The 14,640-nt window shown below is 62.9% G+C and carries 15 protein-coding genes; all 15 read left to right on the forward strand.

Annotated elements, in window-relative coordinates; all coding sequences use genetic code 11:
- Window positions 1–2 precede the first annotated feature (2 nt).
- The 15 genes from QZM35_RS17475 to QZM35_RS17545 all read left to right on the forward strand — a co-directional run bounded on the left by QZM35_RS17475 (window position 3) and on the right by QZM35_RS17545 (window position 14,514).
- On the forward strand, window positions 3–374 hold the full coding sequence (locus QZM35_RS17475; RefSeq protein WP_301776493.1) for a terminase: 372 nt from the start codon (window positions 3–5) through the stop codon (window positions 372–374).
- Window positions 371–1,606: a PBSX family phage terminase large subunit gene (locus QZM35_RS17480; RefSeq protein ID WP_301776494.1), complete on the forward strand. Its 1,236-nt coding sequence runs from the start codon at window positions 371–373 to the stop codon at window positions 1,604–1,606. The genes QZM35_RS17475 and QZM35_RS17480 overlap by 4 nt, the downstream gene beginning before the upstream one ends.
- Window positions 1,606–3,711 (forward strand): portal protein, encoded by a 2,106-nt coding sequence (locus tag QZM35_RS17485; RefSeq protein WP_301776495.1) that lies wholly within the window; start codon window positions 1,606–1,608, stop codon window positions 3,709–3,711. The genes QZM35_RS17480 and QZM35_RS17485 overlap by 1 nt, the downstream gene beginning before the upstream one ends.
- A gap of 1 nt (window position 3,712) precedes the next feature.
- Window positions 3,713–4,018 (forward strand): hypothetical protein, encoded by a 306-nt coding sequence (locus QZM35_RS17490; protein WP_301776496.1) that lies wholly within the window; start codon window positions 3,713–3,715, stop codon window positions 4,016–4,018.
- A 105-nt stretch (window positions 4,019–4,123) separates the two neighbouring features.
- On the forward strand, window positions 4,124–4,846 hold the full coding sequence (locus tag QZM35_RS17495) for a hypothetical protein (RefSeq protein WP_301776497.1): 723 nt from the start codon (window positions 4,124–4,126) through the stop codon (window positions 4,844–4,846).
- Window positions 4,847–4,854: 8 nt separating this feature from the next.
- The gene (locus tag QZM35_RS17500; protein ID WP_301776498.1) at window positions 4,855–6,063 is read left to right on the forward strand and encodes a P22 phage major capsid protein family protein; all 1,209 of its coding nucleotides are present in this window, start codon (window positions 4,855–4,857) and stop codon (window positions 6,061–6,063) included.
- A gap of 62 nt (window positions 6,064–6,125) precedes the next feature.
- On the forward strand, window positions 6,126–6,458 hold the full coding sequence (locus QZM35_RS17505; RefSeq protein ID WP_301776499.1) for a hypothetical protein: 333 nt from the start codon (window positions 6,126–6,128) through the stop codon (window positions 6,456–6,458).
- Entirely contained in the window at window positions 6,455–7,171 is a 717-nt protein-coding gene (locus QZM35_RS17510) for a packaged DNA stabilization gp4 family protein (RefSeq protein ID WP_301776500.1), read from the forward strand. Before QZM35_RS17505 ends, QZM35_RS17510 begins: the two co-directional genes overlap by 4 nt.
- Window positions 7,172–7,236: 65 nt before the next feature.
- The gene (locus QZM35_RS17515; protein WP_301776501.1) at window positions 7,237–8,595 is read left to right on the forward strand and encodes a packaged DNA stabilization protein; all 1,359 of its coding nucleotides are present in this window, start codon (window positions 7,237–7,239) and stop codon (window positions 8,593–8,595) included.
- Complete coding sequence (locus QZM35_RS17520; protein ID WP_301776502.1) at window positions 8,592–9,023, forward strand: hypothetical protein; 432 nt, start codon at window positions 8,592–8,594, stop codon at window positions 9,021–9,023. Before QZM35_RS17515 ends, QZM35_RS17520 begins: the two co-directional genes overlap by 4 nt.
- A complete protein-coding gene (locus QZM35_RS17525) occupies window positions 9,020–9,349 on the forward strand; it encodes a hypothetical protein (RefSeq protein WP_301776503.1) in 330 nt (109 codons plus the stop codon). The genes QZM35_RS17520 and QZM35_RS17525 overlap by 4 nt, the downstream gene beginning before the upstream one ends.
- Window positions 9,346–9,849 (forward strand): GNAT family N-acetyltransferase, encoded by a 504-nt coding sequence (locus tag QZM35_RS17530; RefSeq protein WP_301776504.1) that lies wholly within the window; start codon window positions 9,346–9,348, stop codon window positions 9,847–9,849. Before QZM35_RS17525 ends, QZM35_RS17530 begins: the two co-directional genes overlap by 4 nt.
- Window positions 9,840–10,655, forward strand: a complete 816-nt coding sequence (locus QZM35_RS17535) for a hypothetical protein (protein WP_301776505.1) — start codon at window positions 9,840–9,842, stop codon at window positions 10,653–10,655. The genes QZM35_RS17530 and QZM35_RS17535 overlap by 10 nt, the downstream gene beginning before the upstream one ends.
- A gap of 212 nt (window positions 10,656–10,867) precedes the next feature.
- On the forward strand, window positions 10,868–12,094 hold the full coding sequence (locus QZM35_RS17540) for a hypothetical protein (RefSeq protein WP_301776506.1): 1,227 nt from the start codon (window positions 10,868–10,870) through the stop codon (window positions 12,092–12,094).
- Window positions 12,094–14,514, forward strand: a complete 2,421-nt coding sequence (locus tag QZM35_RS17545; protein ID WP_301776507.1) for a glycoside hydrolase family 73 protein — start codon at window positions 12,094–12,096, stop codon at window positions 14,512–14,514. The genes QZM35_RS17540 and QZM35_RS17545 overlap by 1 nt, the downstream gene beginning before the upstream one ends.
- Window positions 14,515–14,640: the final 126 nt, after the last annotated feature.

A 14,640-nucleotide genomic window follows, 5' to 3' on the forward strand; every position in this document is an offset into this window, starting at 1 on the left:
CCGTGGCCAACCCGACCAAGTTCAAGCCCGAGTTCGTCGAACTCGCGCGGAACTACTGCCTGCTCGGCGCGACCGACGTCGACCTTGCGCGCTTCTTTGGCACGACGGATCGCACGATCCGCACGTGGAAGCAGCAGCATCCGGAGTTCGCGGAGGCGCTCGAGCAGGCGAAGGAAGTCGCCGACGCGCAGGTGGTCGGGGCGCTCTACACGAATGCGCTCGCAGGCAACGTGACGGCTCAGATTTTCTGGCTGAAGAACCGGCAGCCGGCCAAGTGGCGCGACAAGGTCGACCACGAACACGCCGGCAAGGACGGGGGCGCCATCCAGTTCCAGCGCGTCGAGCGCCGCATCATCGATCCGAAATCGGAATGACCATCCTCGAAATCCAGACGCCGCGGGTGTTTGCTCCGCTGCTCGCTCCTGCGCGCTACAAAGGCGCGCACGGCGGTCGTGGATCGGGCAAGTCGCACTTCTTCGGTGAGCTGTGGCTGGAAGAAAACGTCTCGGACAAGTACGACTTCGTCTGCCTGCGCGAGACGTTGAAGTCGCTCGAGTTCTCGGTGAAGAAGTTGCTTGAGGCGAAGATCACCGCGTTCAACGCTGGCGACTACTTCGAGGTGCAAGACCGCCGCATCATGTCGCGCCACGGTGGCGTCACGATTTTCGAGGGCATGCAGAACCACACGGCAGAGTCGATCAAGTCGCTCGAAGGCTTCGACCGAGCGTGGTTCACAGAAGCGCAGAACGCCACCGAGAAAAGCCTCACGATTTTGCGTCCGACCATCCGCAAGCCCGGGTCACAGATCTGGGCCGATTGGAACCCGAGCAAGCCGACCGACCCGATTGACGTCCTGCTGCGCGGCGCCGAGCCGCCCCCGGATTCGATCGTCGTCGAGGCGAACTTCATGGACAACCCGTGGCTGCCGCGCGAACTCCACGAAGAAATGGAGTACGACAAGCGCCGCGACCCCGACAAGTACGCGCACGTGTGGCTGGGCGGCTATCAGCAGCGCAGCGAAGCGCGCGTGTTCAAGAACTGGCGCGTCGAGGAATTCGAGCGTCCCGAGGGCACGATCTTCCGCCTGGGTGCCGACTGGGGCTTTGCGAGCGATCCGTCGGTGCTCATCCGCTGCGACATCGACGGCAACCGCCTGTACGTCGACTACGAGGCGTATCAGGTCGGCTGCGAGATCGTGAACCTGCCGGAGCTGTTTATGGCCGTTCCGGAGGCCGAGAAGTGGCCGATTACGGCCGATTCGGCGCGCCCCGAGACGATCAGTCACATGCAAAAGCACGGCTTTCCGAAGATCCGCGCCGCGATCAAGGGCGCGAAGTCGCTGGAAGAGGGCGTCGAGTTCCTGAACTCGTTCGACATCGTCGTACATCCGCGCTGCAAGCACCTGATCGACGAGCTGACGCTCTACAAGTACAAGGAAGACAAGCTGACCGGTGCTGTGCTGCCGATCCTTGAGGACAAGGACAACCACGTGATCGATGCCCTGCGCTATGCCTGCGAGGGTGCCCGCCGGGCAGCGAAGCCCGCGAAGCAGAAACAACCCGTCGTGCGCCGCTCCGTCATGGGCGGTGGCGCTTGGATGAGCTGATGGCCCGCAAACCGAAAGAAGATCCGAGCGCGAAGATAGTCGCCGAGGCGAAGGAGCGCTTCGAGCGCTGCCAGGAGTTCGAGTCGGAGTTTCGCCAGCGCTTCATCGAAGATCTGCGCTTTTCGAACGGTGACGCGGACAACGGCTGGCAGTGGCCGGATCAGATCCGCACCACGCGGGAAGGGGATGCGCGGCCGTGCCTGACGATCAACAAGGTCCGCCAGCACAACCTGCAGATCATCAACGACGCGAAGCAGAACAAGCCGAGCGTCAAGACGCTGCCGGTCGACGGCGAGGCCGACATCGAGATCGCGAAGATCCTCGACGGCATCGTGCGGCACATCGAATACAACTCGCACGCCGAGATCGTGTACGACACCGCGACCGAGTTCGCGGTACAAGGCGGCCTCGGCTATTGGCGTGTCGTCTGCGAGTACGCGCACGACGGTTCGTTCGACCAGGAAATCTTCCTGCGCCGCGTGAAGGATCCACTGATGATCTACCTCGACCCGGACATTGAGTCGGCGGACGGTTCCGACGCGAAATTCGCATTCGTGTTCGAGGAAATGACGAAGGCCGAATACGAGGCGCGCTATCCGGGCGAGGAGGCACAGAGTGTCGTGTTCGGCGACGACACGCAGAGCGACGGCTGGATCAGCAAGAACAAGATCCGCGTGTGCGAGTACTTCCGCAAGACGGCGAAGGTCGATAAGCTTGTGAATCACCCGGTCAATGGCCCGATCCGCCTGTCGGAGATCGAGGACGCTGATGAGCGCGCGGCGATCGAGAAGGATGCGTCGATCCAGAAGCGCGAGATCACGGAGCCGCAGATCACCTGGTATCTGATCGCTGGCGACAAGATCATCGATGAGAAGCCGTGGGCAGGTCGCTACATCCCGATTGTGCGCGTGGTGGGCGAGGAAATCGTCATCAACGGCAAGGTCGAGCGTAAGGGCCATACGCGGAACCTGAAAGACGCACAGCGCATGTACAACTACATGTCGTCGGCGAACGTCGAGTACATCGCGCTTCAGACGAAAACGCCGTTCGTCGGACCGGCCGAAGCATTCGAGGGCTACGAGTCAGAATGGGCGAACGCGAACAAGGACAATCTGCCGTACCTGCCATACAACTCGCGCGACGAAGCTGGAAACCCGATTGATCGTCCGCAGCGCGAACAGCCGCCCGTCGGTGCGAATGCGTACCTGACCGGCATGCAGAACGCGCAGCAGGAACTGATGATGGCCTCGGGTCAGTATCAGGAACAATTCGGCCAGCCGTCGAACGCTCAAGCCGGCGTGGCGATCCAGGCTCGCCAGCGGCAGGGCGATCGCGCGACGTACCACTTCATCGACAACGTGGCGCGCGCCATCCGGTACACGGGCCGTGTGCTGATCGACCTGATCCCGAAGATCTACGACACGAAGCGCGTCGTGCGCATCGTCGGAGAAGATGGCACCGAGACGTTCGCGCAGGTCGATCCGGACCAGCAACAGCCGTTGCAACAGGCTCCGCACCCGACGATCGCCGACGAAGTGCAAATGATCTTCAATCCTGGCATCGGCCGCTACGACGTCACGGTTGAGGTCGGCCCGAACTACGAGACGCGCCGGCAGGAGGCATTCAACGCGCTCACGCAGATCATGGGCCAGGATCAGGAATTGATGAAGGTGGCCGGCGACCTGCTGTTCAAGGCGGCCGACTTCCCGATGGCCGATGAGGTTGCGGAACGCCTGCATCGCACGATCCCGCCAGAGATCCTCGGCGAAGGCCCCACGCCAACCGAGAAGGACATGGAAGGCAAGATGCAGCAGATGGGCCAGATGATCGAGCACCTGACCGCCGAACTTCAAAACGCGCGGCAGGGGAAGGATGCGCAGGAAACGAACATCAAGGCATACGACGCGGAAACCAAGCGCCTCGCGGCCTTGGGCCAACCGCTCGACCCGCAGCTCGTTGCGCACGTCGCGACGCAGGTCGTGATGCAGATGATGGGAACCGGCGCGCCGGAGGGCGCACCGGCGCCGACGCCTGACCCGATGCAGCAGCCACCCCAGAACCCGCCGAGTGCGGGTTTTTCTTTGCCCGCACCTCAAGGACAGTGACATGAGCTATCCCGGCATCCTCCAGGACCTCGGGTCCACCAACCCGATTCAGGGCGTCTACAACATCAAGCAGACGCTCACGCCGGCGCAGGTCGCCGCGAACACCAGCGCCGAACAGACGTTCACGGTGCCGGGCTTGCAAGTCGGCGATTCGATCGACGTCAACAAGCCGTCGCATCAGGTTGGCTTGTCGATCGGCAATGTACGCGTCTCCGCGGCGAACACGCTCGCGATCCAGTACGTGAACACGACCGCCAGCCCGATCACTCCGACGGCCGAGCAATACATCATTGGCGGCCAGCGCTAACACCTGACCGCCCAGTTTTCCAGAAGGCCCGCATCCGAAAGGAGCGGGCCTTTTTCGTTTCCGTACCGGCGCGGCATCACCGGGCTCAAATCCTTGGATACGTCCATGCAAACCGAAGACAACGCAGTACCGACGGAAGTCACCGTACCGCCGACGACGGAAACCCCGGAACCGGCGCACGAGCCCGCTGAAACGAGCACGGAATCGGGCACCGAGCAACCCGCAGGAGTGGTCGAGCCGCAGCCGCAGGAAAAGCCCAAGAACGACTGGGTTCAACGGCGCATCGATCAGCTCACGCGGGAGAAGCACGAGGAAAAGCGGCAGCGCGAAGCCCTCGAGGCGCGCCTTCGTGAACTTCAGCCGGACGTCGCGACACCCCACGCGCAGCCGATGACCGCGGACCAGATCCGCGCGGAGGCGAAGCGTCTCATCGAGCAGGAAAAGTTCGATGCGGCCTGCAACAAGGTGTTCGACGCCGGCAAGACTGAGTTTCCGGACTGGGACGCATCGCTGCGCACCTTCCAGATGCTCGGCGGCGCATCGCCGGAGTTCCTGGAGGCCGTCACGGCGATGGATGCCGGCCACAAGGTGCTTCATCACCTCGGCCAGCATCCCGAAGAAGCCGAGCGTCTGCTGTCCCTTCCTCCGCTCCGTATGGCGCTTGAACTAGCCCGTCTCGAAACGACGGTCGGTCAGGCGAAACCCGCTCCCGTATCGAAGGCGCCCGCGCCGATCTCGCCTGTTGGCGGCAAATCCGCACCGGTTGAACCGGAAGAATTTGCCACGACGGCGGATTACGTCGCATGGCGCAAACGTAACCGCTCATGAGGCGATAAATGGCAAATACTCTTCTCACTCCCGTCAAGATCCTCGACGAATCGCTGATGATTCTCGAGAACATGCTGACCTTTACGGCCCGCTCGAACCGAGACTACTCGGACGAGTTCGCAGTCAGCGGCGCAAAGATCGGCGCGACCGTCAACGCTCGCAAGCCGAACCGCTTCGTCGGTACGACCGGCCCGGCGTTGAACATCGAGAACGTGAACGAAACGTCGGTGCCGATCACGCTGACGACGCAGTTCCACGTCGACTTCACGTTCAGCTCGCAAGAGCTGACCCTCATCGTCGACGAGTTCGCGGACCGCTACATCAAGCCGGCGATGGCGACGATCGCCAACAAGATCGACTTCGACGGCCTGGGTCTGGCGACGACGGTCGCGAACAACGTCGGCACGGTCGGAACCACGCCGAACGACATCAAGGTGCTGCTCGATGCCGGCGTGAAACTCGACAACGAGGCCGCGCCGCGCGACGGTCGCCGTACGGTCGTGTGGGATCCGGCCACGAATGGCTCGATGGTGAAGTCGGCCGCCGGCCTGTTCAATCCGTCGAACAAGATCGGCGAGCAATACGACAGCGGCATCTTCTCCCCGTCGGGCCTCGGCTTCGACATCGGCATGGACCAGAACGTGAACACGTTCACGACCGGCACGCGCACCAACGGCACCGTCTCCGGCGCAGGCCAAACCGGCTCGACGCTGCTCGTCACGGGCCTCGGTGCCGCGGCGACGGTCAAGAAGGGCGACACGTTCACGATCGCGGGCGTCTTCGGCGTGAACCCGCAGAACCGCCAGTCGACCGGCGTGCTGCGTCAGTTCACGGTGCTCGCCGACGCGACCGCCGACGGCTCCGGGAGCGCCACGCTGTCGATCTTCCCGGCGATCAACACGGCTGCATCGAACCAGCAATACCAGACGGTCACCGCTGGCCCGGCGAATGCAGCCGCGGTCACGTGGGACATCGCGGCGTCGACGCAGTACACCGCGAGCCTCGCATATCACCGCGATGCGTTCACGCTGGCAACGGCCGACCTCGAAGACGTCAGCAAGTACGGTGCCTGGGGCGCGCGTCGCGTGCACAAGGGGATCTCGATGCGGATCGCTCGTCAGTACGCGATCGGCACCGATACCGTCCCGTGCCGGATCGACGTGCTGTACGGCTGGGCGCCGGTGTACAACGAGCTGGCCTGCCGGATCGTCCGCTGATGGGCGTCCTGCTTCAGCAATCTACCCCCGCTTCGGCGGGGTTTTTTGTTTCCGGAGGCGACGTGTTCCAAGAATTCCCGATGTGGGTCACTGGCCCGAACGGCGCGCAGCAGATCGTCGAATCGCAAGCTGCATTCGAGTCGCTCGGTGACGGCTGGAAGAAGCCCGCGCGCGTCGAACTCGTGCCGCGTGAGCAAGCGCCGGATTTCATCGAGTATCCGAAGTGGGTCGGGGACGTTCTCGTGCACAGCGCCGAGGAAGAGGCCGCGCTCACGCCGGCCGTCGAAGCCGACGATGAACGCGCGGCGCTGATCCAGATCGCCGACGAGAAGGGCATCAAGATCGACAAGCGCTGGTCGAACGACAAGATCCGCGCGGCGCTGGAGGCAGCGTGACAACCGCCGTCGACCTGATCACCCTCGCGCTGAAGGACATCGGCGCGCTGGGTATCGGGCAGTCGATCTCGCCCGACGATACCGAAGACGCGCTGGGCACGCTGAACATGATGCTCGGCCAATGGCAGGGCGAGCGTCTGAGCGTCTATCACCTCGTCGACACGGCGCTGCAATCGACCGGCGCGCAGTCATACACGGTCGGCCCCGGCGGCAACTTCAACACGCCGTCTTGGCCGTACCAGATCAACGCAGCATACGCGCGCCTGAACCCTGGCACCGCGACGCCGATCGATTACCCGGTAACGATCATCCCGGCGCGCGAGGATTACGCGCGCATCGCACTCAAGGCGCTGCAATCGTTCCCGAACTACGCGTTCTACGACTCGGCGTGGCCGCTTGGTGCGCTCTTCATGTATCCAGTGCCGAACGCGAGTTTCGAGCTGCACATCGTGACGCTCGAGGAGCTTCCGCAATTCGCGACGCCGGCCGACGTGATCAATCTGCCGCCGCAGTACATGGCCGCGATCCGCTACAACCTCGCGTGCTATATCGCGCCGTCGTATCAGCTTGATCCTCAGCCGGCACTCGTACGCCTCGCGATGAACGCGAAGCGCGTCGTCAAGCGCATGAACGTGCAGATCAAGGCGATGAGCATGCCGCGCGGGCTCGCGGCGAAGCAGCGGTACAACATCTACAGCGACAGGCCGTACTAATGCGCGTACCCCTGACCATCGGCGCATACGCCGCGAAAAGCCTGATCGCCGAGGCGCAGCGCTGCGTGAACCTGTACGGCGAGCAGAACCCGCAGGACGCTCCCGCGCCGTTCACGTACTACCCGACGCCGGGTCTTACCCTTGTGTCGACGCCTCCGGTCGCGGCTGAATCGCGTGGCATCTATACGGCGTCGAACGGCAAGCGCTATGAAGTGGTGGGGCAGAACGTCTATTACGTAGACGCGTCGAACAATTACACATCTCTCGGAACGCTCGCATCCATCAGCGGGCCCGTTTCGATGGTCGACAATGGGGCATCGATGTTCATCGTCGATGGCACCGCGACGGGTTTCACGGTCGCGATTGCCACAAACACGATGACGCAGTGCACCGATCCGGCGTTCTATGGTGCAGACAAGGTGGATTTCGTCGACGGCTATTTCGTCTTCAACAGGCCCGGCACGCCGCAGTTCTACATCTCGCGGTCCAACGACATCACGTTCGATCCACTCGACATCGCGTCGAAGTCGACGTATTCGGACGACCTGGTGACGCTTGCGGTGATGCATCGCGAGATCTGGCTGTTTGGCGCGCTCACCACGGAAGTATGGTTCAACACGGGCGCCTCCGACTTCACGTTCGGACGCATGCCCGGCGTCTTCATCGAGCACGGCTGCGCGGCGAAACACTCGGTCGCCAAGATCGACCTGGCGCTTTTCTGGCTTGGGCGCGACCTGCAGGGGCAAGGGGTCGTTTTCGCTGGCCGGAACTATCAAGCCGAACGCATCTCGACGCATGCTATTGAGCAGGCGATCAGTGCGTACAGCAGCATCGACGACGCGATCGGTTTCTCGTATCTGCAGGGCGGCCACGCCTTCTACGTGCTGACGTTCCCGACCGCCAACGCCACCTGGTGTTTCGATGTCACGACCGGCCAGTGGCATCAGCGCGCGTATCTCGAAGCGGATGGCTCGCTGAGCCGCCATCGCATGAACTGCCATTCGTTCAATGGCGGCCGCAATCTGGTCGGTGACTGGAAAACCGGTGCCGTCTATGCGCTCGATCCGAATGCATATACCGACAATGGCGCGCCGATCCAGTGCATACGGTCCTTTCCGCACATTCTCGGCGCCGACGGCAATCGTGTGATGTTCCGCCAGTTCATCGCGGACATGGAAGTTGGGGCCGGGATGGCGGCCAACACGACGGATCCGCTCGTGAGCCTTCGTTGGAGCGACGACCGTGGCGCGACGTGGGGAAACGCCGTGACGGGCACGATGGGGCGCCGCGGCGAGTTCCGCACGTCGATCCAGTTCCAGCGGCTCGGTTACGCACGCGATCGCGTTTTCGAGTTGTCATGGTCCGAGCCGATTAGGACCGCGTTGAACGGCGCATGGGTCGACGTTTCGAGGGCGCGCACGTGAGCACTTCCGGAGGCACTACCGCGACGATGCCCAATCCGGGCACGCCAATGACAGGGCCTGACGGGCGCCTCAATCCCGAGTGGGTCGCGCTGATCATCGCGCTACTGACGCGTACCGGTGGCGAAGGCACGCCGATCGACATCGCCAGCCTTCAGCAGCAGGTGAATGCGCAGGCAAAGCAGATCGCCGAGCTCTTCATGCTCGAAAACGGAGCCGCAAGCGGCACCCTTATTGCTGCGCTGTTGCTGCGCATCGTGGCACTCGAGACGACGGTTCAGGCGGTCGTGCCAGTGCAGCCGCGCGCAGCACAGACGCTTCCCAATCCCGTCGCCATGCCCGCGCGCGTGTCGGCAATCCTTCCTGATCCCGTGAACGTCCCGCAGCGCACATCGGACGATCTCCGCAAACTTATCGAGGCTCGCAAATGAGCGTGAACTGGAAGACCCTCTATCAAGGCGTGCTCACCGGCACTGCTGCGGCCGTCTATGCGCCAGGTGCGGCTCTCCAAGGCGCTGCGCATACGGTGAATCTTTGGAACCCCACAGCAGCGGCTGTGACGGTCAATTTCTACCTCGTGCCGAACGGCGGAAGCGCCACGGACGCAACGCGCATCCATCGCGTCTCGGTGCCAGCAACGTCGCCGCTCATGGTGCCCGAAGTGATCAACACGAAAGTGGTCAATCCGTCGTCGCTGTATGCCGATGGCAACGGCGTGACGTTGACGATCACGGGTGCGGAGGCGACGGCATCGTGAAAATCGCCATCGAGACGTTCACCCGCGAGCTCGCCGCAGAAATCGTTCCGCTCGGTCAACAGAGCTGGGATGAATGTTCGGAAATCAAGAAGGACACATGCGCATATCACGGGCAGCGCGGCCTTGCGATCGATCCTGACATCGATCAGTACCTTTATCTGTCCGACCATCAATCGCTGATCGCCTTCACCATGCGCGACGATGAGGGCGATCTGCATGGATATGCCCTGGCGATCCTTTATCGAAGCCTGCATCTGAAGACCGAATTGTGCGGAAACGTCGACACGTTCTACGTGCAGCCCGACCATCGCCGCTCGATGCCGCGCCTTATGTCGACGATCGAGGAAACGCTGCGCGAGCGCGGCGTCAGCATCATTGGTTGGCCGGTCACGATGACAGGCGGCCTGTTTGAGATTCTCAAGCGTCGCGGCTATATCGCCGACGACGTGGTGATGGAACTCAAGCTCAAGGATCTGGCAGGGGGTGAAACATGTGCGTAGCTGCAGCAATTGCTGGCGCCGGGGTAGTCGGGAGCGTCGCTTCTGGCGTCATCGGCGCGAACGCCGCTGGGGATGCCGCCCAGACCCAGGCCGATGCGGCGAATAACGCGGCCGCACTCCAGAATCAGCAATGGCAGCAGACACAAAAGAATCTGCAGCCATACATGGATCTGGGCGCGTCCTACATCAATCCGCTGAAGGACGCACTGTCGAACCCGCTGCTGACTCAACAGTTCAGCTATGGCGATTTCAATGCGCCCACCGCAGCAGAGGCGGCCGCGACGCCCGGCTATCAGTTCACCCTCGATCAAGGCCTGAAGTCCGTGCAGAACGGTGCGGCCGCGCGAGGGCTCGGGACATCGGGCGCAGCAATGAAGGGGGCTGCGAATTACGCAACCGGCCTCGCCGACTCGACGTACAACGACGTCTTCAATCGCGCGCTGAACACGTACAACACGAACCTCGGGAAGGCGCAGAGCACGTTCCAGACGAACTACAACAGCGCCGCGAATAATGTGAACCGCTTGCTGGGCGTCGTCGGAAACGGCCAGAACGCGGCCGCGACGAATGGCTCTCTCGGCGCGGCCGCGGTCGGCAATATCGGCAACACGCTAACGAGCGGGGCAAACGCACAGGCGTCAGGCATCGTGGGGGGTGCGAATGCGCTCTCGAATGGGTTGAGCAGCCTCGGCAGCGGCGCGCTGACGTATGGGCTGCTGAACAACAATGCATTGGCAAGCGCGACCGCCGCGAACCCGACGTATGGGACGACTGCGGCCGGCAACCCGATCTACTTCCAGGTGTGAAGATGCCGCTCGATCCTTCGATTCCGCTCCAGGTCAAGACGTCCGAGTTCAATCCGTTGCAGCAGGCACTGCAGGTTGCGCAGTTCCGCGCGATCAACGCGAGCGGCCAAGCTCAGCAGCAGCAGCTTGCGGCCAATCAGGCCGCATCCGAGGCGTTCAAGCAGTCGACCGATGCGAATGGGAACACGGACTACAACAAGTTCCGGTCGATCATGGCGTCGGGCGCGGGCGCATACAACCTGCCGCAAATCAACAATTCGATCCTTGATGCGCAGCAGAAGCAGGCGACGTTGACGGGCACGAATCTGGACCAGGCGATGAAGACCCAGAGCGCGCTGCGCCAGGGTCTCGGCAGCCTGCTGACGAAGCCCGATCTATCGCCTCAGGATGTGATGAATTTCGGCGTGACGCAGTTGCAGGCCGGCGCGATCACGCCGCAAGTCTTTCAGGCTGAAATGCAGTCGATGCCATCCGATCCGCAGGCACTCCGCGGATGGCTACAGCAGCACTACATGTCGGCGCTGAGCGGCGAGACGCAGCTGAACGCGATGATGCCGAAATACGCGCAGGTCAACACGGGCCCGGCGACGGTCGCGGTCAACCAGAACCCGTTGGCCGCCGGTGGCGGTGTCGGTACGGTCGGCTATACGGTGCAAAACGGCCTTTCGCCGAGCGAGGCACTCGCGCCTGGACTCACACTCAACCAGAACGGTCAGCCGACCACGTATACCAAAGGGCAGATGGCTGGCGGCCAGGTTCCGCAGCAGCCGGGCGGAGGCTATGCGACTGGCGCGCCGCTTGGTGCTGCCGACATCGCGAGTGGCGCAGGAGCGCGCTACAACGCGCTCGCCACGGCAGCTTCGCAGGCCAAGCCGATGATGCAAACATACGACCTCGCGAATCAGGCCGTGCAAGGCGCAATCGCCGCAGGCAAGGGTGCGGGTCCGATCGCGTCCGCGGGTGGTGTCGTGCAGACACTGCTTGGCGCGCTCGGCCAGAAGCCGACGGGAGATTCGGTCAAGGACTATCAGTTGGCCGTGAGCTATCTGAACAGCGCAGCAGACCAAGCGGCGCAATCGCTTGGCCTGTCGGGCAGCGACGCGCGCGTGGCTGCGGCCAAGGCCGGGCAGCCCGACCCGAACAACATGAACCTGCCGGCGCTTCAGGAATCGATCGCGCATGCGAAGGGGCTGCAACAGGCGTTGCTCGATCGACAGCAGGCAACGACGAATTTCCTCGCGCAGAACGGCAACAACACGAGCCAGCTGCCGCAGTTCGAGGCGAAGTGGAACCAGTCGTTCAATCCGGACGTTTCCTACATTCGCTCGCTCGGTGATCCTGCTGCGCAACAGGCCGCCATGCAGCAGTTGAAGGAGCAGGGCAAGTTGCAATCGTGGATGAAGGACTATCAGGCCATGAAGGCGCTCGGGGCATTCTGATGGCAGACGTGCAAGGGTTCATTCAGCAATTCGGGCCGGTGGCCGCTGCCGTCAGCCAGCGCATCGGCGTCGCCCCGGACGTGCTGCTCGGACAATGGGGGCTTGAAACGGGATGGGGAAAGTCGATCATCCCGGGCACGAACAACCTCGGCAACATCAAGGGCCAAGGCGTCGCCGCAAAGGACAACCAGACGGGGGCCGTCGACCAGTACCGCGCGTATCCTTCGCCGCTCGACTTTGGCAACGACTTCGTCAACCTGATCGCGAATCGGTATCAGGGCGCAGTCGGAAAGGGCGCCGATGCGACGGCCTATGCGGGCGCGCTGAAGGCTGGCGGCTATGCCGAAGACCCGAAGTATGTCGGCAAGCTCTCGAGCGCGGTGGACATGGTGCGCAAGTTCGGCGACACGATCGCCTCGGCGCTGTCTGGTTCCGCCAACGCGAACGAGTTGACGCCGGCTCAGATGGGGGGCGCGCCCGTGATCTCGGCAACGGGTCAGCGCCTGAATGGGCCGCAGACAGTAACGGCGCCTGCGCAATCCGCGCCGGCTGCTGACGCGTCGACTGGCGATCCGCTGCTCGACATGGCTCACGGCATCATGGGCGGCACGCCGAAGTCCACGAGCCAAGCTCCGGCCGCGGGTGCTGTGCCCTTGAACCAGCCTGCACAACAGTCCGACGACCCGTTGATGGCAATGGCGGCCGGCGTGATGGCCGGGAAGGGCGGCGCTGCGAATGCAGCCCAAGCAGCGTTAGTGACGAATGGATCGCGACAGTCCGCGCTTCAGCCAACCATCAGTGGGCAGCCTTGGCAAACGCCGGGTTCAGTCACGATGGGGATCGGCGATGCGATCAAAGGCGGCGTTCAATCGCTAGTGCACGGGGGCGCGTGGCTTGCGAACAAGGTTGCCCCCGATTCTCAGTTCGCGAAGGACATCAATGCCGCAGTTCCGCAGATCGACCAGACCATTCAGGCTCAGAATACGCAGTACGCCGCAGATCGAGCGGCGCAGCAGCCTCAGACGCTTACGGGAATTGTGACAGGGAAACGGCAAGCGCCCGGCGTCGACTGGGGGCGCATGGCCGGAAACGTGATTGGAGCCGCTCCGCTGGCGGCGACGTTGCCGGCCGGGAGCGGCGTCCTTGGCAGCATTGGCGCGGGCGCTCTATCGGGCGCTGCGAGCAGCCTGCTTGAGCCCGTCACGACCCCCGGGAATTTCCTTCAGCAGAAGCTTGGACAGGCAGCCACCGGCGCGGCCGTTGGGGGTGTCGCGAATCCGTTGGTGAAGGCACTCGGTGCGGCCATTTCGCCAACCGTCGGTGCGGCCCAGCAGCGGATGCTGGATTCGGGCGTGACGATGACGCCCGGTCAAATTCTCGGGGGCGGTTTTGCGCGGACGGAAGCGAAGCTTTCGAGCGTCCCGTTTCTTGGGGACATGATCAAGAACGCCCAGCAACGCACGCTTCAGGATTTCAATCGTGCGACCTATAACGAGGTGCTCGCACCGATTGGCGCCACTTACGAAGGGCCTGCAGGTCAAGAGGCGATCGGGGCTGTTCGCAATGCGATTCGGGATGCCTACGATGATTCGTTAGGGCGCATGTCGTTTCAGGCAGCCGATCCCGGCTTCCAGGCGGACATTCTCCGTCTGACCGATATGGCTCAGCAGCTTCCCGCTGCGCAACGACAGACATTCATGAATACGCTGCGCACTCAGATATTCGGGAAGGTCGGTCCTCAAGGAAACATGGATGGTCAAACCCTGAAGGGCGTGCAAGAAGAACTCGGCGATCTCGCGCGAGGCTACTCGGGGGACCCGTCTTTCGACAATCGCCAACTCGGGGCCGCTATCGGCGAAATTCGATCGGCCGTCGAAAATTCGCTTGCTCGGACAAATCCCGCAGATGCAGTGGAAGGGCTTGCGAATGCGAACGCCGCGTATGCGCGATTTGCGCGCATGCGTGCTGCCGCGGCATCTCAAGGTGCCATGAATAATGAAGGCATTTTCACGGCCGCCCAGCTGCAGAACGCAGTCAAGGCCGGTGATCGGTCGGCCGGGAAGGGGGCAACTGCGACCGGGAATGCGCTGATGCAGGACTTTTCGACAGCAGCTCAGTCTGTGCTTGGATCGAAATATCCGGATTCAGGAACTGCCGGCCGCGGCTTGATGGCGCTGCTCGCGCCCGGATCGATCGGCGCGGGCCTAGCCACAGCACCGCTATCGACCCTAGGGACGCTCGGCGGCATCGGCCTCGGGGCGCTTCCCTATACAGGCCCCGGGCAACGTCTTGCGCAGGCTCTCTTGACGGCTCGTCCCGGGTTTGCGGTCCCAGTACGGAATGGGCTTTCCCAGTTCGTCGCTCCACTCGCCGCGCCGACGGGCAATGCACTCATCAATGCGATCGCACCAAGCAAATAGGTGTTTTTTGATGACCGGGACGGCCGCCCCAATCACGCCATATGACGCTGCAACGACGATAGCTCGAACAGTTTGGTCGTCCACTTGATTCCCCGAACCCCGCCCAGTGCGGGGTTTTTCAATTAT

The organism is Burkholderia sp. AU45274 (assembly GCF_030482505.1).
Taxonomy (GTDB): domain Bacteria; phylum Pseudomonadota; class Gammaproteobacteria; order Burkholderiales; family Burkholderiaceae; genus Burkholderia.